Raw genomic sequence first — 20,533 nt, forward strand, 5'->3', positions numbered from 1 at the left:
GTTCGAATCCTGCCGCCCCGACTGTTTTAGTAATTTTTTCAAAATTACAAATGGGTGCGTAGCTCAGCTGGATAGAGCATCTGCCTTCTAAGCAGACGGTCAAAGGTTCGAATCCTTTCGCGCTCACTTAAGGAGACACTATTTAATAGTTGTCTCCTTTTTTATATCATTAAATCTGACGCCCAAACTATTACTGTCTGATCTTTTATAAAAGTATTTCAGTGTATATTTAATAGGCATTTTCAGAAATTTGATCACTCCTTAAGATCTCAAGTTTATATCTTTGGCCTATTGTATTTCTTTGACATGAGATACAGAAAATCCAATACAACGATCACTTTTTCTTCATTCACATTGAAGCTTGATTCAATATGAGATTCGATTTTTACTATTTTAAAATAATTGTTTCCAAATAATTTTGCCAGTTTTCTTTGTAACTGGCTCCAATGGGAATTTCTATGGAGTTTATTTCAATTTCGTTCTTAGTATAAGCAGTCATTTTTTTTGTATGAATAATAAAAGAACGATGAATTCGAATAAATTCAGAATTCAATAATTTTTCAAAAACCGAAATATTCTGTTTTATATGATGTGATTTTCCACTTTCCAAATGGATCGTTATGTAATCTTTCAGGCTTTCGATATACACAATCTCATCAAAGATAATTTTAATATGTTTATTGCCACTTGTTACAAAAATATAACTTTCTGATCCCGCATTAACTTCTTTTTTTGGAGGTTGAAACTGTTTAAATTTTTCTATTGAAACAAAAAAACGTTCAAATGTAATGGGCTTCAAAAGATAATCGACCACATTAAGTTCGTAACTTTCAATTGCATATTCTCTGTAAGCTGTTGTAAAAATTACTTTAGGCGGATTTTTTAATTTTTTCAAGAAATCATTTCCTTTCAGTAGAGGCATTTCAATATCTAAAAAGATTAAATCGACAGAATTATGCTCTAGAAAGGAATACGCTTTTAATGCATTTTCAAAAGAATCTATTAACTCAAAACTTTCAAAATTTGCCAAATGAGAAGTTATTAATTCTCTTGCCAAAGGTTCGTCGTCAACAATAATACATCTGTGTTTCATGAGAGATAAGTAGTTTGGAATTCTAAAAGCTAATTTAATGGTTTTGAATGGTCTATCGGCGGTGTTATAAAACTTCTTTCCTGTTTTAATTTTTCAGACAAAGTTTAACGGTATAAAGCATCTGCGTTTCTTCAATTTGCAATTGATACTTTTTTGGATATAATAAATCCAATTGTTTCCTGACATTTTCTAAGCCAATTTTAGATTTGTCTGAAATTTGGGCAAATCCATTTTGAGGTTTTGTATTCTCAATACTAAAAATAATTTGTCCTTTTTTACTTTCTAAATTCAACCTGATTGTTGCTTTTTCAGTTTCATTAACTACACCATGCTTAAAAGCATTTTCGATAAAAGTCAATACAATTAAAGGCGAAATCTTATTACTTTCCTGGATATCTTTCGTAAATAAAACATCCAATCTGTTTTCGTCATAACGTAACTTTTCCAGAGCAATATAATTCTCAATCAGCGTAATTTCTTTTTCTACAGAAACATAATCTTCATTGCAACGATATAAAACAAAGTCTAAAATCTCAGATAATTTAGCAATGACCTCAGGTGCCTTATCATCTTTTTTTAGGGTTAAAGTATATAGATTATTTAAAGTATTGAACAAGAAATGAGGATTCAGCTGGTTTTTCAGCACCTTTAATTCAATCGACCTTTTTTCTTCTTCCAATTTTAAAAGACGTTGCTGTTTGCGGTTAAAACTGATAAATCCTAAAATAATAACGGGATATGTGATAAAAGAAAACTCTCTTACTATCAATTTACCCGAAGTAAGACGTTCACGCATCGTCATTGTATGCCCAAGCCAATCATCGAAGAAAGCTGGAAATCTGGGTTCCAGATAATAAAATTTTAAAGTTATTAAAAGAGCAAAAACAATATAAAGCCAGCCTAAGGCAGAAATTATGAAAAATAAATATTTTTTTTTATTTAATGTTTCCGGAATAATCCAATATATCAAACCGTAAGCAGCAACGGCCTGTGCTAAAATTTTACAGGAATAAATAACAATGAATGCATAAGAATCTTCATTGTCAGATTTATTTGAAAAAAAAAATAGCAAAAATAAAATCCAGTATAAACAATGAAGCGCCGTCCTTCTTAAGTCAATTCTCTTAATAAAATTCATTATATATTTTAATTGATGACAAAGTAACAAAATATAGAAATATAGTCCGTCAATTAATATGAATAGCCTGTTTTAGCTTCTAAAAAATGTATTTCAGCATACGAATTCAATAAAATTTAAAAATCAATTATTTGAATGCTTAAACAAGCTCTTCGACTCTACTCAAAACAGGATCATAATGACGTGATTATATTCGCTTAAAATAACAAAAATGATCACACTTATTATTCTACCGACAGTACTGTTAAGTAATATAAAAAACCTTTTAACGAGAAATGATTAAACCAACTAAACGAAATGAAAAAAGTAATTAAAAATGCAATTGGGATTCTGTTTCTAATGACTACCTTAAACCTGTTTTCGCAAGAGACCCAACAAAAAATAGTATACAGCAAAACTTCTAAACTCATAAAGCCCATCTTGTTTGCTGATTTGGGAGAAACCTGCCAAACGCCAGACGGAATGGCTTTAGATAAAAAGGGAAATCTATTTTTATCAATCACAAATCCAACCACATTTGATCAATACAGAAGCAAAATTCTAACTTTTGATAAAAATGATAAACCCATCACTTGGTTTGATCAACTTCCATTGCATCCTATTACTAAAAAAGTACATCCAATGGGAATGGAATTTGGTCCCGATGGAAATTTGTATTTCATGGATAATCAATTTTTTACAGGAAATGAAAATTTTTCTAGATTGATTCGGGTGAATGTAAAAGACGGAAAACCGGTAAATGCTGAAGTTTTGGTTGAAGGATTTAATTTCGGAGAAGCCGTAAGATGGTCTAAAAACAGAATTTATATAACAGACGCATTATTTAAAAACAGAAGAGAAAGCGGAATTTATAGTTTTACAATGAAACAATTAAATTCTAAAAACATCACTTTAGATGCAGATAATAAGAAAAATTACCTCATTGCAACTTTTACCTTAAAACCAGAAATTACGAAAAAAACCATAGGAATTGACGGGATTGCTTTTGACAAAAAAGGAAATTTGTACGCCGGAAATTTTGGAGACGGCGTGATTAATAAACTAGAATTTGACAAAAACGGAAAAGTAATATCGAATACAATAGTTTTCGATTCAGACCTGTTAAGATGCTGTGACGGTTTTTTTTATGACGAAAAAAGAAATTCAATTTTTATCGCCAATTATGAGAATAACAGTGTACATCAGCTTAACTTAGATACCAATACAATTTCGCTGATTTGGGAAAATGACAATGCAGACGGTTCTGATGGACAACTGGACAATCCTTGTGAAACTATTATCTATAAAGGGAAATTGCTTGTTGTTAATTATGATACTTTTCAAGGAGAAAAAAATAAAGAAATAGATGCCTTTCATACTATATCAAGCTTTGATCTTGCAAATTGAAATTAAATATCAAGTAAACCAGCTGCATCAAGTCAGCCATGAAAGTGTTGAGTAATAATCCGTCTATGATCAAAAAAGACCCACAATTTCTTGTGGGTCTTTTTTGTTTTGAATTCCCCAATTCTTCTGATAAACCTATTTATCACCTGAGTGGAACAAACACCACGTGGCGACCAATGAAAAAAAACAAACAAAAAAATATTTTTCACCTGCTTTAATTAAAACAATATAAAATCGTGGTTATTAAATAAGTATAGCTAACCAAAAGGAGTTCATAAAAAATTAATTAAAAATTATTCTATATTTTATTTTTTTATTCCAAAAAGTATTGTACCTTTGCAACCGCAAAAACGAAGTAAAATTCGTTATTGATGGCCACCTCGGGGCGTAGCGTAGTCCGGTCATCGCGCCTGGTTTGGGACCAGGAGGTCGCAGGTTCGAATCCTGCCGCCCCGACTTTTTCAAGATTTTAAGGGTGCGTAGCTCAGCTGGATAGAGCATCTGCCTTCTAAGCAGACGGTCAAAGGTTCGAATCCTTTCGCGCTCACAAAAAGACTCACAAGAAATTGTGAGTCTTTTTTGTTTTAATTCCACCCGAACTTTTACTATTGGGACATTTAGCGTTCGATTTTTGAAGCTAGAATTCTCTTATTATTTGTAAGAAACTTTACAGAAGTACCTCAATATATTTTCTACAGCACTTTTCCGCACATTCAAAATCCCTTAAGGTTGCTCTGTTTTTTCTGGCTTTTTTAATTTTTTAAGATGAGCAATAAACAACACGATCTATCTATAAATAGCCCCACTGCATTTAGCCACAAATTTCTCAAACTTTCGATCTTTATTTCGCATGACTGGTCCATGGCCAAAGCAGATAATGGCAGGATTCAGCTCTGCTAACTTCCGGAGCGATTCGATGTTGCGTTGCTGATCAGAGGTGAATATGTTTGGTGGAAGCCTCAGACCTGTTGCTGTTGTGAGCAGGTTCATATTTGTCGCCACGTCTCCGATGATCAGTACACCATCTCGTTCACGGAATAAAGAAATATGACCTGCCGAATGTCCGGGTGTCTCTATTACCTGAAAGTTTCCGATCCTATCATTTTCAACAATTGTCCGTTCTACTTTATGTCCCTGACCTGCCCAGTACATTTGTTGAAGCTTTGCTATCCAATGTTGTGGAGTTGGATAATCGTTGGTCACCATACCTGTTTCTGTCCTAAAAACTTCGTTGGGATGACAGAGTAAGGGTATCTCGAACTCAGCGCATATCTGATCACTACAGCCCTGATGGTCTGCATGGGCATGTGTCAGTACATGTTGATGAACAGGGATTTTCTGAAGAGCTTTCTTTATGGTGGTATATGAACTCCGTATTCCTGAGTCTACCAATACATCTTCAATTATATAGCAGTTGATACTGTTTCGTGGCATCAGTGGAATCTGAAACACTTCGGGAGCAATTTGACGTAGCATCTTTTTTTTGTGCAAATCTACATTGCTGATCAAGACTACATAAGGACATTTGTCCTATAAGAGGTTGGGTCTATGTATTTGTCCTTTCACCCGTGTAAGTGATCGCTGTGTGATGCCGAGGTATGATGCCAGATCCTGCGTAGAAACGCGCTGAACGAGTATTGGCTCGCTAGAAAGTACATGAAAGTATTTATCCGCAGCCGATCTATTATTGTAATTCAGCAGATAATGTTCCTTTTGGTTATATTCCTGCTCCATTACTGATTTTACAACTCCGTTCCAAGCGGTTACCTGACTAAGCAGATATTGATAGTCCGGATAGTTTATCATATAGATTACGCTATCTTCTATAGCCCTGATACTTCTTCTGGATTTTTTCTGCGCCACAAACTCCGGAAACGAGGTGACAAATTCCTTTTCAAACTTGAAGCAGGTTATATTTTCCTTTCCTTCCTTGTCGATAGCATATGCTTTTACAGCACCACTTGCGATAAACCCAATATGACGGCAGAATTCATTCTCACTAATAAAAAAATCACCTTTCTTTAAGTGGATCGATTTGAAGAACTGCGCAGAAAAGTTAATTTCCTCGGCTAATAATACTCCTGTTGAGGATAGGTAATTTTCAAATACATCAGTCATTTTGCAATTTTTTCGTCCTTTTATTTTCTTATTAACCGTCTATAGATTACATACTAAAACCAGTATCCAAATTTAACAATTATTATACATTCAAAAAAAATACTCGCAAGACCCAATTAAAATCAGCAGCCAAAGATTTCGAGGAATTTCTCACTTCGCAAGGTGAAAACTTCGTTTCACTCATCTATTTTGCTGCATCAACTTAAATTTCAACCTAACAAATGACTATTCGTATTACTTTTACAACGGTAAGCTTTAACAGGGGAGCCATTAAATGTTAGTTTTATGATGTAAGGAAACCTGATTAAGGATCAATAAAAATCTTTTTTGTGCAACTTTATGTTCCCTATAGCCATTAATGGCTACACTATACACTTAATCATGTTTGGGTAGGATTGGTTGATTCCAATCCTATTTTTCTTTTCTCGTTATAGCCGATATAGAAAGTATTCAAAGGAAAAGTCTCTCCAATATTGTAAAGGCTTCTTTATTGTTAAAACTTGAGTTCATCTATCATTGTGTCGTTCAACAGGATTTTCGAGCAAATTTCGTGGTTTTTTGCAGCTCCCTGTACACGCCAGATAATGGTGTACTTATTACCACTCCTCACCTGCTTTCCTCTGATAGATTTTAAATGGTTCTCTTTAAAAAGGTTTTCATACTTTTCCATCACTCCATCTTCATAAGGAAGGGTAATTTGATAAGTATAGCGGGTACTGATTCTGTCGATAATATTCTGAATATATTTGAACATGATGAGCAATAAAAAGACAACTACAGAACCAATGGTGGCTTCCTGATAGTATCCTGCGCCTATTGTCATTCCTAAAGCTGCACAAATCCATATGGTGACCGCTGTTGTAAGCCCGGAAACCCGATTCTCTTCTTTAAAGATCACGCCTGCACCTACAAAGCCTATTCCGGTGATGATGTTGGCAGCTATACGATCAGGGCTTCCGGCTTCACCTAAATTCATGGAAAGCATTGTAAAAATACAGGCACCCAGTGTCACCAGAATCATGGTTCTTAACCCTGCTGATTTTAATTGATATTCTCTTTCAATCCCGATTATTCCTCCAACAAGAACAGAAAATAAGATAGGAAGTACATCATCCAGTACATTCATTTACACATATTTTAATATTCTAAATTTATTTGATTTTTTTCAATTATGAAAGACTCAGTTTTTAGGATTTTAAAACAAAAAAACCACTGTATGGTACAGTGGTTCGTTTATTTTTTATTGAAAAGATTATTTCAACTTGTAAGAACTTCCATTCCAAAGATAAGTCTTAGATGAACGTTTTTTTGTTTCCTTTTCTTTTTCATCTGTTTCCATATCTTCTACTTTAAGGATAAAAGCATCAGAAATACCTCCTTTATCATTTGGAAAAACATATTCTTCACTATGATAATAAGCACCTGCGTCTCCTACGTTCATCAACTGTGGAAGTGCAATTAGTTTTTTATCCTTAAAAAGAACATATTGATCATAAGTTGCTATACCGCATGCTTCACCTGAAACCATTGCTTTCAGAGTAAACTCAACGTTCTGTAACTTGTGATTGCTTTCAATACTGAATGCTGCTGTACTTAATTCTTCTCCTCTTCCTGTATCAAAATACACCTCATCAATCAGGGTATTCCCCTCCATTACTTTGATTCCTGCTATATTTTGTTTTTCAGTTTCATTAAGGGTCTTGATTTTTCTATCTATTGTCTTTGATAAACCGAAAAGGAAATCATACCCATTTTTGTTCCGATAGCCTACACAAAGATTTCCTCCCCAAACATATCCCTCAGAGGCCATCTCTCCTTTCTGATAGGAAATCTTATACCAATTGGCATTTCTTTCTCCTAATTTCAGAACAGGAACCGTTTCTACCTTTTGAAGAATCATCACCGGTTGATTAACCTGTAACGAGTCTGTGATCTGAGCACTAACACTGGGTTCTTTTCTTACTCTCGTCCAATCTGTAAAAATTTTCTGGGTTTTATTTTCTGTAAAACCAAAAACTCCATCCGCATACACTTCATTTTCCTGAGCTGCAAAAAGCTGCAACATCAGCACACATAAAGCTGTCAACAAGGTTTTCATATCTGTATTTTGTTTTTTTAATTATTTTTCAAGCAATAGACTTACCCATTCTTCTCTCTGCAGCTTTTTCTTCAAGGTAAGACCACTTTCTTTGCATACTTCCAGAATATCATCTACATCAAAGAAGCAAAGTCCTGAAAGCAATAGTTTCCCCCCTTCATTTAACACAGAAACATAGGTTGGAATATCTGAAATCAGAATATTTCTGTTAATATTTGCCAGAATAATATCGTAATTTTCCTTTCCAAGGTTTTCTGCTGTTCCCTGCTCAATATCAAGTTCAACACTGTTTCTTACAGCATTTTCCTTTGAGTTTTCTACAGACCATTCATCGATATCAATTGCTTTTGTATCCCCTGCACCCTGCTGTTTTGCGTAGATCGCCAATACAGATGTTCCACACCCCATATCCAATACTTTCTTCCCGGTAAAGTCGATATCCATCATCTGCTGGATCATCAGGTGTGTTGTTGGGTGATGTCCTGTTCCGAAAGACATCTTAGGCTGGATGATAATCTCATGCATTCCCGGTACAGATTCATGGAATTCTGCTCTGATTAATACTTTATCGTCGATATTGATAGGAGAAAAGTTTTTTTCCCACTCTTCATTCCAGTTGATATTTGGCATTTCTTCATAAGAATACTCAATTTTTACATTTTCGTTTTCAAAGATGGAAAGTGCTTTAAGCTGATCTTCGTGAAACAACTCTGTTTGGATATATCCTAAAATTCCGTGAATTTCTTCTGTAAAGCTGTCAAAACCTATTTCAATAAGTTCTGCCATTAATATCTCGTTCCAAGGTTGCAATGGAGTAATCTTGAAGTTGAATTCTAAATAATTTTGCATGTGAATAATTTGGTGCAAAAATACTAATGTTATTATTGTTAAAAAAATAGAAAGGCTAAGTTTTGGGTATAGCCGAAAGATTTTATGATTTTGTTAAATGGACTAAAGTCTATTTCTATTGAATTCTAATGTGAAGCTCTCACTGATTATGGGGATTAAGCAGATTGTTGTGGAAAAAATGGGCGGTCTGTGAGAAACAAGAATCATTTTTTCAAAAAGGAAAATAAAAAAGCGGGATTCCATTGACTGGATTTCCCCGCTTTTATTAGATTTCATTATTCAAGACAAGCTTACAGGTGTTTTTGTAATTTTACCTTGAATTTTAAGTTTTCGAATTTCTATGGATTTGTAGAGAAGATAGAACCATTAGCAATTAATGCTCTTCTATTCATTTTCAGGATATCTCTTACCCATTCTGCAAAATCCTCAGGTTGTAATACTGTATCCGGATTTCCATCTGTAAGTCCGCCTTGAATACTCATATCAGAAGCAATTGTGCTTGGCGTTAAGGTAACGACACGGATATTTTGCTTTCTCCATTCTGCCATCATGGATTGGGATAATGAAACCACAGCCGCCTTTGAAGCTGCATATGCTGACATATTCGGTCCTCCTTTTAATCCTGCTGTGGAAGCTACGTTCACAATATCACCTTCTCCTTTAGCTTTCATAAATGGGTGTACGGCCTTAGCTGCATAATACACTCCAAATAAGTTGGTTTTGATTACCTGTTCCCATGTTTCAGAAGACATATCTTCAATGGTTCCGAAGTCTCCGATACCTGCATTGTTCACAAGAATATCTACTCCGCCCAATTTTTCAGCTAAAGCTTCAATTCCTGTTTTTACAGCTGCTTCATCATCAATACTGAATACTGCATAGGCAGCATTTACTCCCAATTTTTGGATTTCGTCAACTGTATTTTTAAGGTTCTCTTCGTTTCTTCCTGTAATGGCAATGTTCACTCCTTCATTAGCCAAAGCTAGTGCTACAGCTTTACCTAATCCTCTTCCACCACCTGTTACAATGGCATTTTTTCCGTTTATATTCATAGTAATAATACTTTTCGTGTTACAAAGTTACAAAAGAACATTTTTACGGAATGGAAAGAATGGAGATTTAATAGTTTTTTAATGGTTAGATAGATATTTAACCCTTGAATTTCACTAAAATCAAAATAGTAATTTTAGGCTAAAGCCATTGGAACTGGGTATTATTAAGAAAGCGGGCTAAAGCCCGCTTCTATTGAATTTTTATTTAAAACTGATATTCAGGTATTTTCCGACAACTTTAAACTTCAGCAAAAAACAAAGCCGGCTCACAATGAACCGGCTTCTAAATCTAAAAAAGTATAGTAAAAAATGAAAAACTTAAGGAATCTGGATGGCATTCTGCACTTCAAACTCTTCTGAAGCTGAGAATTGATTTCCATACATATCTACAGCTCTAACCTCAACTTTATGTTTTCCTAAGGTTAACTTTTTAGGGAAATCTGCTTCCCAGATATGTTTTGCTATTTCAGGATTAGACGGTCTTCTTCCCTGTAAAATCTTTTCTGTAGTATCCCATTTGAAAACGGAAAGGGCAAAATTAGGATCTATGGTTTCATCATACTCCATTTCTTCCCATTTTCCGTTATCTATTCTGTATTCAACTTTGTCTTTTTTACTTCCGACAAAGAAGTTTGCCAATACTTTTGCTGATGTTTTTGAAGGAAATGGGATTACCTTCGGAACGTATAATTTGATTTGATAATCCTCCGGTTTTCCGGCGGTTTTATATTTTACTTTATATTGGTTATCTGTAAAGCTGATGAATGAATATCCTTTGGCTGTACCGTCTCTCATGGTTGAAGTAGGAAGTCCTTCTTCATCGGGTGTTCCGGAATACCAATCGCCGCACGTAGTCCCTACGTTGTATTCATGTAGTTCTTTTACTCCATTCCATCCTGCTTTTTTACCATAGAAAATCTGCTGTTGAATATGGGTATGTGCCGATAAAAGTAATACATTCTGGAAAGGATTTAGGAAATCGAATAATTTCTGACGGTCTGCATTTCTGAAACTGTCTTCATTGTTATGCTCTAACGGAATATGGAAAGATACTACGATGAGCTTATTTTTATCAACTAGCTTCAGGTCGTTTTCAATAAACTGCAGCTGATCTTCACGGAAGCCACCCCAGTATCCCTTACCATCTCTTGGATCCGGATACAAGATATCATCCAGAATAATGAAGTGTACGTTTCCATAATTGAAAGAATAATTGGCAGGACCAAAATTGGATTCGAACGTTTCATCGGAAAGATGGTCATCTTTAGCATCATAGTTCATGTCATGATTCCCCATGACGTTATACCAAGGCAGCCCCACTTCTTTCATTACGTCTGCATAAGGTTTCTGCAGACTTAGATTATCTCCTACAAGATCTCCTAAACTGATTCCCAGCACTGCATTTTTCTTGGTATTTTTAACTTCATTTACAATTCCTCTCTTAAAGTAATCCAATTCTTTCTCGGTATAAGGCTGTGGATCTCCAAAAACCAGAATATCAAAGTTTCGGTCTTCATTCTGCTTATAAAGCGGGAAATTTAATTCCTTAGGCAGCTCTCCGGTTGGAGCAACTCCTTTGTACTTAAAATCTGCTGGAGAACCTTTGGGTTTATGATGGTAATAAAACTGTGGTAAATTATTACTATTTAAAGCCGTTTGATACCCCGATGGCTTGATCACAAAAACGGTCTGATCTTCCTGAATTGGCAGGCTATAACGTCCATTTTTATCTGTTAATACAACTTGTACTCCGTTTGAAACAGCAACTCCTTCAATCCCTTTTTCACGGTTTTCTTTCTTTTGGTTTTTATTACTGTCTTCGTATACATATCCTGAAACAGAAGATTGGGAGAATGCCATTGCTGAAATCAATAGACAAGGCATTAAAAATTTTATTTTGATACTCATTTTTATTTCTTTTTACTTATTAAGGTTTATTTATTCCACCACATTTTCACATTGATATTGTCGCCACCCATCTGCTGAACCGCTGCCTGATAGTTTTCCATATTTAAAACTCTTGAATTAGGTGGATACATTAATCTTTGAGGAAGATTTCCTCCATTTAAAAGTCCCCCATTATTAGGTAATTCCGGGAAGCCTGTTCTTCTTTTTTCAAACCATTGCTGCTGATCTACAAAGAAGAGCGCTATATATTTCTGAAGCATAATTTTTTTCATACTTCCTGTTCCGTACGCTACATTTGGATTATCAAAATAATTGGCAGGAACTACCGATCCCCATTGTTCTATAGATCCTTTTACTCCGTTTTCATAATAGGTCTTTGCACTTCCAGAAATGATGCCTTTCAATGCCAGTTCTGCTAATGTAAACTGAAGTTCAGCATAGGGATAAACAAAAATTTTCAATGGTGCTTTAGCCAGATTTTGGTTAAGGTTTGACGGCTGATTGGTAAATACGGTTCCGAAGGGATATCCTGACGGCGCTCCCAAGTATCCAATATTATTTCCTTTCGGATCTTTTGCCTGAGAGAAAAACATGGGAATACGTGGATCATTATTAGCTTTCATGCTCTCTACAAAAAATTCTGAGGCAGCTCTACCTGTGGTAAAATCCTGATATCTTGCAATGGGAGGCATTAATGGATAAATTCCTGAAATATCTACTTTTACAGCATCCGCATTACTTTGAAAAATGGGAAATACTGTTGGATTATTTGTTATTTCCTGAATTCTTTCTTTAACGTTCACTTCTCCATCTCTGTTTAAAATCCTTGTCAAAAGTCTTAGAGAAAGAGAATTACAGAACTTCTTCCAGTTGATAATTCCGTTGGCATCTGAATCTGCCTTGTAAAATAGATCTCCTCCGGAAAGCATTTTATTGGTAACAAAAAGGGAGTTTGCAGTTTTTAAGTCATCCAATAACTTTAAATAGATCTCTTTCTGCCTATCGAATTTCGGTTGTGAAATACTTCCGTCCAACTGTGATGCTTCAGAAAACGGAACATCTCCATAGGTATCTGTAAGATTAGAGTACATCCATGCATTCAGTACCATTGAGATGGCTTGATAGTTTTTATCTCCTTCAGCAATAGCCGTTTTTCTAAGGTCATCTACCTGCTTCAGCCATCTGTAAGAATTATTCCAAAAGCCATTTCCTGTATTTTCTGTGATATAATAACGGCTCAATGAGTTTCCTTCATTGGGGAAATCAAGAGAAACCTGCATAATATCAAAGGTAAAATCATTGGCTCTGCTGTATCCTACCGAAGCCATATTGTACTGAATGGGAATCAGCAAAGAACTGGCAACAGGTTCATTAATTCTACTGGTATCTTTATTGATTTCATCAAGACTCCTGTCACATGAAACAGTACTGCCTACAAGTGTTAGAAATGAACATATATAGATTAATTTTTTCATTTTTTCTGATTTTAAAATTTAACATTTAACTGAATTCCAACGGTTCTGGCCTGAGGCAACTGCCCCATTTCCACTCCCGGTGTGATGGTAGAATCATCCAGTGTAGCAGCTTCAGGATCAAATAATGGAAACTTTGTCCACATCCAAAGGTTTCTTCCGAATAAAGCAAGACTGATATCTGTAACTTTTAAAGGTTCAACCACAGATTTTGGGAATGAATAAGAGATTCTGGCATCCCTCAGCTTAATGAATGAGGTGTCAAATGAATTGGTTTCCACATTCGCTCTTCTGTAATAATCTCCATAATAAGTAGACACAGGAATTCCTTTTGTATTTGGTGAGAAGCTTCCGTCAGGATTCTGTACCACTCCCTGGCCTACAATTAAACCACCTGGATTGTCTCTTCCGGCAAGGGTATGGGTAAGCTTCCCTTGTTCAGACATCTTGTGATGGGACTGCGAATAGGCCATTCCTTTGTACTGACCGTCAAAAGAGAAGCTAATGGTAATATTTTTATATTTGAACTCGTTCTGAAGACCTGCTCTCCACTTTGGATAGGCATTTCCAATCTTTCTTACTTCGGTTGGCTTGGCTGTTAGCCCATCGGTATCATAGATCACCTGTCCATCCGGAGAATATAGTAATCCGTAACCATAAATATCTCCCAAGGATCCGCCTACAACGGCATTATAATAAACAACACTTCCTACGCTTCCCATGGTATAAGGTTTTCCCTGATACTCTTCCGGAAGTGAAAGAATTTTGTTCCTGTTCATGGACCAGTTGGCATTTACATTCCAGGAAAAATTTTTATTCTTAATTGGATAAGCATTTAATGTCATTTCAATCCCTCTGTTTCTCAACTCTCCGGAATTAATAATTCTTTTGTTATACCCTGTTTCATATAGCATAGGAATTACAATTGACTGGTCTTTAGAATTGTTTTGATAGGCTGTAAAATTGAAAGTCAGTCTGTTTTTCAACACGGTAAAATCCATCCCTCCTTCTATGTTGGTAATCATTTCCGGCTTAAGGTTAGGATTCGGATATAATAGCGGAGATTCAACGGATCCAGTAAATGCACTGTTTTCATAGTATTTCTCAAGCATATAGTTGTAGGTATCGTTTCCTACTTTTGACCAGGATAATCTTAGTTTCCAGAAATTCAGGTTATCTGATTTTATTTTAAAGATATCCGACAATACAAAAGATGATGATAAGGATGGATAGAAGTAAGACCTGTTATGAGCAGGAAGCGTACTGCTCCAGTCGTTTCTGGCTGTTACATCCAAAAATACCATATCCTTATAGCTAAAGTTGGCCAATGCATACATACTGTTCACCTGATTATCATTAGGCTTTGGAAGCTTGGTTTCAAGAGATGTAGCATTGGAAAGCTGATAAAGGCCTACTTTATTTAATCCATTGGCTCTGTAATCATTCATCGTATATTCATGATATCTGATATTACCTCCGGCAGAAGCATTTATCCCAAAGTTTCCGAATTTATTTTTATAGGTGAATAAAATATCATTATTCAGATCTAGATATCTGATGTATTGCTCTCTGTAAAAACCTTTCAGATAGTTGGCAGAACTCCATGGTCTTCTCTGCGTACGAAGTTCATTGTTCCACTCTACTCCGGTTTTATAGGTTACATCAAAGTTTTTTGCCAGCTGATAATTGATATTAATATTTCCTGTGATTGTTTTCTTATTGGTTCCGTTCAGGTTTTCATATGCAATCAGGTAAGGGTTATCAATATAGGAGCTGAAAGGGTGAACCTGTTCTATCTGTTCCTGTCCTTTTCTCCAGATAGGCTTGTACCATGCAAGATCGACATTCGGATTCTGGAAAATCATAAAGTACGAGATCGACTGGTTGTTGTAGCCCGTTGCAGGAAGATTATCACTTTTTGTCTGGCTAAAATTGATTTTGGTTCCAATCTTCAGTCTGTTGCTCAGTTTATGATCTAAGGATAAGGCCGCATTCAATCTGTTGAATCCTGTATTCGGCATCATCCATTCATTCTTCAGATAGGAAAGAGATGTTCTGAAAGCTGTAGTTTCATTAGAATGCTCTATCGACAAGCTGTTTGAATAGTTAGAACCAACCTGCCAAAAGTCTTTGATATTATTGGTGTAAGGTCTCCAAAGTTGTCTTTCCAAACTTTGTCCCTCTACGGTTGGGTCATATTGAAAGTAATACTGTCCGGCAAATTTTGGCCCGAATGCACTACTTGTAGATCCGGTATTGATCCCATCTGCAGAAAGTCCGTAAGAATAATAATAGTTCCCGTTTTTGTCTTTCTGCTGGGTTCCCTGCCCGTATTCATACTGATAATCCGGCCATTTCAGAACACTATCATAACTTGAATAAGAATTAAAGGTAATCTGAACTTTCCCTTTTTTACTTTTCCCGGATTTGGTGGTAATCATAATGGCTCCTCTGGAACCTCTGGAACCATACAATGCTGAAGCGGTAGGACCTTTCAGGATAGAGATTGATTCAATGTCATCAGGGTTGATGCTATTGAAACTGTCTCCATAATCAATGGGCAGATCACCTCCTGAGCCTGCACCATAGGCAGCGGTTCCGGTTCCGGTCTTTTTTCCACTTAAAGGAACGCCATCAACAACAATCAAAGCATCATTATTCCCCATATTCATGGAAATGTCTCCACGAAGCGTGATACGAGTCGTTCCAAGAGGTCCGGCTCCTGCAGTCTGAACTTTCAAGCCGGCTACTTTACCCTCTAAAGCCTGTGCCCAGTTGTTATTCTGTGTTTTTAAGATTTCCTCAGATTTAACAGTTTGGGTTGAGTACCCTAAAGACTTGTCTTGCCTTTTGATTCCCAAAGCAGTCACCACTACTTCATCAATTCCTTTGATTGTGTCTTTTTTAGCTTTCTGCTGAGCCATCAGATTGACACTGATGAATCCTAACAACGACAAAACCAACAGTTTTTGTGTCTCTTTACGCATATCCTTTTTGTTTGCGCAAAATTAGAGCGACATTATGAGTACGGCTTTAACACTATTTTAACATTTATTAAAGATTTATTGAATACTATATTAACTTTTCCTTAACAAAATGAGTCAAGTATATGACTTACAACCATTTAAGTAATTAATAATTCTTAATGCCATTTCATAGTTATATTAATGTATATTTATTGTCTTCGCTTGAGATAATAAAACATAAAATACTATTATTCAATACATTAAACGAAGTTGAATTTTCAAAAATGTATTCTAATGGTTAAAAAGTGTGATTTTGAGGTAAAAAACCACAGTCTGCCCCTTTGCAGAGGCAGACTGTGGAATTTATTGATTGTTTAAAAATGTTATTTACCTTTCAGTTGTTCAGGAATGTTTGTGGTTACAAATCCGATTCCTTGTTTTTTCAACTCATCGTATACTGCAACATCATTTACTGTCCATGAATTGGTAATAAGGCCTAATGTTTTTGCTTCTGAGATCCAGGTTGGGTTCTTTTGGAAAACACTGTAGTGATAATCCATTCCGTCAAGTCCTTCTTTTTTGATTTGTTCCGGTGACAATTCTCCATTTAGATATTGAACCTTAAATGCAGGAGCTATTTTTTTAATCTCTTTACAGATATTCAGGCTGAAAGAAATGAATTCACTTTGAGATTCCAGCTTCATATCCTTGATCATTTTAATGGTCTTTTGAGTAATCTCATTTTCAATTTCAGGAGTTTTGGCTGGCTTAATCTCTACAATGAGCTTTACAGATGGATCATTTTTCCCTTGTTTTAAATAATCCTTTAAGGTAGGAAACTTTTCACCATTGGATAATTTCAATGCTTCCAGTTCCTTGAATGATGCTTCAGAAATTTCCATTTTACCATGATGTTCATCGTGGTTAATTACCAATACTCCATCCTTAGTCATTCTCACGTCAAATTCAGATCCGTAAACCTTTAATTTCTGAGCATTTTCCAATGATGTAATAGAATTTTCCGTGGTAGGAGGCTGAGCCTGAAAATATCCTCTATGTGCGATAATCTGAGTTTGTGCTTTCATCAAAACTGTACTTAAAACTGCTAACCCTAAGATAAAATTTTTCATAATATAATTTAGATAATTAAAAACAAAGTCCCGAAACTTTTGATAAAGGTAGTTAATATGAGACTTATTGAGAAATATAAACCACAAAAGACAGTCTTTTAAGTCTTTTGTGGTTTATAAAAATGATTACTGATTAAAAACTATACTTTGCTCCAATCTGGATCTGGTATGGATTCCCTGACAGAGGCGCTAAACCGCTACCACTGATGTTTTTTTCATACTCAAACTGCTTGGTTGCCGGATTGAAATTTTTGATTCTGTACATGGAAGTGTTTCCATATGTCTCGTTAACTCCCCATTCTTTGTTAAGTAGGTTCGCTACGTTGAAAATATCTACAGAAAGTTCAAAAGCACCAATTTTATCAAATTTAATTTTCTTGGCTACACGTATATCCCAAACTCCATAGAATCCATTCTTTCCGCCATTACGTTCTGCAATTTTGCCGTTGTATTCCTTCACATAATCTTTCAATGCCTGGCCTACCTGAGGATCGTTTAAGATAGATTCTGCAATATTCGGGAAGATATAGGCAAGATCATTGGTATCTACAAAGTCTCCGTTAATGTTTCCTCCTGATGTCATAGAGAAACGCGTTCCTCCCATTCCTGAATATCTAAGACCTAAAGTAAATCCGGCAATGGTAGGTGAGTTACCATAGATTACTACTTTATTACGGAACTGATTATCAGAATACGTCATTCTTAAATCTCTAGGATCACTCTGAATAAGAGTTGATAATGTTGCAGAATTGGCTACATTTCCGTTGTATGAAGTATTGTCCTTGATGTCTGACCATGTATAACTTGCGGTAATCTCTCCGTCTTTCCAGTAACGGTAACTTGTATCTACTACAAACGAGAACTGATTTACTTTACCATCACTTACCAATTCCAGTACTCTTCCGAAATTTTTATTAATTCTTCCTTCTTTCCAGTCTAATTTCGTTCCCTTGATCGTTGAAATTGGAACATATACTCCTCTTCCCCCTTCATTATCTAAGGTAAAGAAAGGATTGGCTACCATGTTTCTGTCGTAATAATAGTAGTTATTTCTTCCTAATGCCATATAGCCGGCAATTCCTGCGCGGAATCTTTCATTAAAGAAATGAGTATAGGAGATATTAGCCTTATAAACAATCGGAATTTTAGCATCTTTTCCTGTATAATTGATAGTCGGCATCTGATCCTTAGGAAGTGTAGGTACCGTATTATAATTATCTCTGTAGCTGTAGAAATCAGGAGTAATACCTGCCACTGCCGGATCTACATCCACTGTTGCTAAATGTTTTCCATCAAATACAAGATTATTAATGATCATATAATTGTTGATATCGGAAGAGAATATCCCTGCTCCAAACTTAATGAAGTCCTTATTCTCCTCGTTAATATTCCAGTCAAACTGGAACCTAGGCTGGATAACAAATGATTTGATCTTATTATCCGTTCGGATTCCCATTTCATCAAACAACTTTTGGTTGAACTCTGCTTTTGGATATCCTCCGTAATCCAATCTTATCCCCGCCATCAAATCAAGACCTTTTGCAATCTTTGTCTGAAATTGCCCATACAAACCGATGTTCCAGATATTGGATCTTACAGAGATGTCATCCATTAAAGGAACCTCTCTGTAGAATCTATAAGGAGTGAGTTTTTCAAAATTATAAAGATTATTATCCGGGTTGGTTGTAATATTTTCTCTGAAATGGAATCTTCCGTTCACTTCACTTCCGTATATAGATTTTGATGAAGTATACATCAAATCAGCCCCGAAAGTATATTTAACCTTATCCGTATTATAGTAAAGGTTATCTACAATCTGAAATACATTGTTTTTAAAGCTTTCCTGCCCGTAACGGTGTCCTCCAAACTGGATATTGGTAGCTCCTAAACCGGGAGTTGAAATATTCTCTACAATTGCTCTTGGAACAGGTTTTCCTAGTTCATTATTTTGGTAACTATCCTGAAATGTATATAGATATTGAGCTTTTAATTCGTTGGTTAAATTAGGCTTCAGATTTGACCTTAATGTTAATAACAAGCTGTTATCAAGGTTTTTGTCATTGCCATAAGATTCAAAGAAGTTAATGCTTGTATTATCAACAAGCCCATTTTTATTCAAATCGTGGGTGAAGTTATTTCTTAGGGTCAACAAATGCTTTTCGCTAATCTGCCAGTCTAAACGTAAAAATGCTGCATCAGAATTTCTTACCTTATCAAAACTTCCGAATTGAGGAGTGTTTCCTACCCCATACTTTGATCTTGCAATATCCAGAAACTTATTAAGAGTTCCTGCATTAATGTTCAATCTTTTCTCATCATCCTGAGATTTGATATCTGCAATCTGCAATGGTCTTGAATCCAGCTGGTGATCCCAAGCTACAAAGAAGTGTAATTTATTTTTAATGATAGGTCCTCCCAAAGTGAATCCAAACTGAGAAGTAGAGAAATCATTCTCTCTCTTATTTCCTCTAATGTCATATGGACTGGAAAGCCAGTTGGTTCTTAAATATTCCCAGGCGCTTCCGGAAAATTTATTGGTACCTGATTTGGTAACGGCACTTACTGTTCCACCACCACTTCTTCCCAATGTCACATCATATTGGTTGGTTGTAATCTTAAATTCACGTACTGCTTCAATTGAAATAGAAAAAGGAGCACCGCTTCGGCTGGTAGTAGCACCTGCAGAAGTAGGGTTTTTCGCAGTCATTCCATCAATAGTAAAGTTGGTAGAAGAGCCTAGCTGTCCTGAAATACTTCCGTTTTTTCCGCTTAAAGGAGAAAGATCTGTAAGACTGGCAAAGTTTCGTCCGTTTACAGGAAGTATACCGATATTTTTTGCAGAAATAGCTGTAGCAGCACCAAGATTTCCAATTTTATTTTTAAGGTTTCCGGTGATTTTTACTTCTTCAATCTGCTTTTCACCCCCCAAGTTCATGTTTACGGTAACCTGATCTCCGAAGTTCACACTGTATCCTTCTTTCTTATCATCATTTACAATGACTGTATAAGGGCCTCCAAGAGGGATTTCCTTAAAGATATACTCTCCTTTTGAGTTGGTTTCTGTCTCGGTTCTGAACCCAGTAGATTCATTTACAATCGTAACTTTCACTTTTTCCTGAGCCGAACTTCCCGGCCCGGTCACTTTTCCTACGATGGAAGCCTGTGTGGTTTGTGCATAAGCCATTGTTCCAAGTCCTAAAAACAACAACCCCAATACAATCTTTACTTTTCTCATTTATTAGCATTAGATGTGCAAAGGTATCCTGACTTTTCAGGCTGGCTATTTAAGAGAATTTTAACATTCTTTTAATTAAATTAGAACG

The 20,533-nt window shown here is 35.7% G+C and carries 14 protein-coding genes and 3 tRNA genes; 4 read left to right on the top strand and 13 right to left on the bottom strand.

Annotated features, from left to right (window positions below):
* Positions 1–52 precede the first annotated feature (52 nt).
* Positions 53–126 (top strand) — tRNA-Arg (locus C1638_RS10100).
* Positions 127–388: 262 nt separating this feature from the next.
* On the opposite strand, the gene C1638_RS10105 is transcribed toward C1638_RS10100, so the two are convergent.
* Entirely contained in the window at positions 389–1,093 is a 705-nt protein-coding gene (locus C1638_RS10105; RefSeq protein ID WP_109620517.1) for a LytR/AlgR family response regulator transcription factor, read from the bottom strand.
* An 85-nt stretch (positions 1,094–1,178) separates the two neighbouring features.
* Complete coding sequence (locus tag C1638_RS10110; protein WP_109620519.1) at positions 1,179–2,231, bottom strand: sensor histidine kinase; 1,053 nt, start codon at positions 2,229–2,231, stop codon at positions 1,179–1,181.
* Between the two features lie 297 nt (positions 2,232–2,528).
* On the opposite strand from C1638_RS10110, the gene C1638_RS10115 reads away from it, so the two are divergent.
* The 3 genes from C1638_RS10115 to C1638_RS10125 all read left to right on the top strand — a co-directional run bounded on the left by C1638_RS10115 (position 2,529) and on the right by C1638_RS10125 (position 4,164).
* A complete protein-coding gene (locus tag C1638_RS10115) occupies positions 2,529–3,617 on the top strand; it encodes an NHL repeat-containing protein (RefSeq protein WP_109620521.1) in 1,089 nt (362 codons plus the stop codon).
* Positions 3,618–3,998: 381 nt separating this feature from the next.
* Positions 3,999–4,073 (top strand) — tRNA-Pro (locus tag C1638_RS10120).
* A gap of 17 nt (positions 4,074–4,090) precedes the next feature.
* Positions 4,091–4,164: transfer RNA gene (locus C1638_RS10125), tRNA-Arg, on the top strand.
* 239 nt (positions 4,165–4,403) lie between these two features.
* Here the strand turns inward: C1638_RS10125 and C1638_RS10130 are convergent.
* The 11 genes from C1638_RS10130 to C1638_RS10180 form a co-directional block, all read right to left on the bottom strand.
* Positions 4,404–5,093, bottom strand: a complete 690-nt coding sequence (locus C1638_RS10130) for an MBL fold metallo-hydrolase (protein WP_109620523.1) — start codon at positions 5,091–5,093, stop codon at positions 4,404–4,406.
* Between the two features lie 54 nt (positions 5,094–5,147).
* Complete coding sequence (locus tag C1638_RS10135; RefSeq protein WP_109620525.1) at positions 5,148–5,735, bottom strand: Crp/Fnr family transcriptional regulator; 588 nt, start codon at positions 5,733–5,735, stop codon at positions 5,148–5,150.
* 493 nt (positions 5,736–6,228) lie between these two features.
* Positions 6,229–6,861, bottom strand: coding sequence for an MgtC/SapB family protein (locus C1638_RS10140; RefSeq protein ID WP_109620527.1), 633 nt, complete (start codon positions 6,859–6,861; stop codon positions 6,229–6,231).
* A 126-nt stretch (positions 6,862–6,987) separates the two neighbouring features.
* Positions 6,988–7,833 carry an SH3 domain-containing protein gene (locus C1638_RS10145; RefSeq protein WP_109620529.1) on the bottom strand — a complete coding sequence of 282 codons (846 nt, stop codon included), beginning with the start codon at positions 7,831–7,833 and terminating at the stop codon, positions 6,988–6,990.
* A gap of 21 nt (positions 7,834–7,854) precedes the next feature.
* Positions 7,855–8,682 (bottom strand): 50S ribosomal protein L11 methyltransferase, encoded by an 828-nt coding sequence (gene prmA / locus C1638_RS10150; protein WP_109620531.1) that lies wholly within the window; start codon positions 8,680–8,682, stop codon positions 7,855–7,857.
* 338 nt (positions 8,683–9,020) lie between these two features.
* Positions 9,021–9,734, bottom strand: coding sequence for a 3-ketoacyl-ACP reductase (locus C1638_RS10155; RefSeq protein ID WP_109620533.1), 714 nt, complete (start codon positions 9,732–9,734; stop codon positions 9,021–9,023).
* A gap of 318 nt (positions 9,735–10,052) precedes the next feature.
* Positions 10,053–11,618, bottom strand: coding sequence for a calcineurin-like phosphoesterase C-terminal domain-containing protein (locus C1638_RS10160; protein WP_109620535.1), 1,566 nt, complete (start codon positions 11,616–11,618; stop codon positions 10,053–10,055).
* Positions 11,619–11,668: 50 nt separating this feature from the next.
* Positions 11,669–13,117, bottom strand: coding sequence for a SusD/RagB family nutrient-binding outer membrane lipoprotein (locus tag C1638_RS10165; protein WP_109620537.1), 1,449 nt, complete (start codon positions 13,115–13,117; stop codon positions 11,669–11,671).
* Positions 13,118–13,128: 11 nt separating this feature from the next.
* Complete coding sequence (locus C1638_RS10170) at positions 13,129–16,101, bottom strand: SusC/RagA family TonB-linked outer membrane protein (RefSeq protein ID WP_109620539.1); 2,973 nt, start codon at positions 16,099–16,101, stop codon at positions 13,129–13,131.
* A gap of 362 nt (positions 16,102–16,463) precedes the next feature.
* The gene (locus C1638_RS10175) at positions 16,464–17,210 is read right to left on the bottom strand and encodes a glycerophosphodiester phosphodiesterase family protein (protein WP_109620541.1); all 747 of its coding nucleotides are present in this window, start codon (positions 17,208–17,210) and stop codon (positions 16,464–16,466) included.
* Between the two features lie 133 nt (positions 17,211–17,343).
* Positions 17,344–20,445: a TonB-dependent receptor gene (locus C1638_RS10180; RefSeq protein ID WP_109620543.1), complete on the bottom strand. Its 3,102-nt coding sequence runs from the start codon at positions 20,443–20,445 to the stop codon at positions 17,344–17,346.
* Positions 20,446–20,533 lie beyond the last annotated feature (88 nt).

The organism is Chryseobacterium oncorhynchi (assembly GCF_002899895.1).
In the GTDB taxonomy this organism is placed as follows: domain Bacteria; phylum Bacteroidota; class Bacteroidia; order Flavobacteriales; family Weeksellaceae; genus Chryseobacterium; species Chryseobacterium oncorhynchi.

Excerpts from the sequence above, each read along its gene's own strand:
- C1638_RS10105 (WP_109620517.1), bottom strand. The coding sequence starts at position 1,093 with ATGAAACACAGATGTATTATTGTTGACGACGAACCTTTGGCAAGAGAA.
- C1638_RS10110 (WP_109620519.1), bottom strand. The coding sequence starts at position 2,231 with ATGAATTTTATTAAGAGAATTGACTTAAGAAGGACGGCGCTTCATTGT.
- C1638_RS10115 (WP_109620521.1), top strand. The coding sequence starts at position 2,529 with ATGAAAAAAGTAATTAAAAATGCAATTGGGATTCTGTTTCTAATGACT.
- C1638_RS10130 (WP_109620523.1), bottom strand. The coding sequence starts at position 5,093 with ATGCTACGTCAAATTGCTCCCGAAGTGTTTCAGATTCCACTGATGCCA.
- C1638_RS10135 (WP_109620525.1), bottom strand. The coding sequence starts at position 5,735 with ATGACTGATGTATTTGAAAATTACCTATCCTCAACAGGAGTATTATTA.
- C1638_RS10140 (WP_109620527.1), bottom strand. The coding sequence starts at position 6,861 with ATGAATGTACTGGATGATGTACTTCCTATCTTATTTTCTGTTCTTGTT.
- C1638_RS10145 (WP_109620529.1), bottom strand. The coding sequence starts at position 7,833 with ATGAAAACCTTGTTGACAGCTTTATGTGTGCTGATGTTGCAGCTTTTT.
- prmA (WP_109620531.1), bottom strand. The coding sequence starts at position 8,682 with ATGCAAAATTATTTAGAATTCAACTTCAAGATTACTCCATTGCAACCT.
- C1638_RS10155 (WP_109620533.1), bottom strand. The coding sequence starts at position 9,734 with ATGAATATAAACGGAAAAAATGCCATTGTAACAGGTGGTGGAAGAGGA.
- C1638_RS10160 (WP_109620535.1), bottom strand. The coding sequence starts at position 11,618 with ATGCCTTGTCTATTGATTTCAGCAATGGCATTCTCCCAATCTTCTGTT.
- C1638_RS10165 (WP_109620537.1), bottom strand. The coding sequence starts at position 13,117 with ATGAAAAAATTAATCTATATATGTTCATTTCTAACACTTGTAGGCAGT.
- C1638_RS10170 (WP_109620539.1), bottom strand. The coding sequence starts at position 16,101 with ATGCGTAAAGAGACACAAAAACTGTTGGTTTTGTCGTTGTTAGGATTC.
- C1638_RS10175 (WP_109620541.1), bottom strand. The coding sequence starts at position 17,210 with ATGAAAAATTTTATCTTAGGGTTAGCAGTTTTAAGTACAGTTTTGATG.
- C1638_RS10180 (WP_109620543.1), bottom strand. The coding sequence starts at position 20,445 with ATGAGAAAAGTAAAGATTGTATTGGGGTTGTTGTTTTTAGGACTTGGA.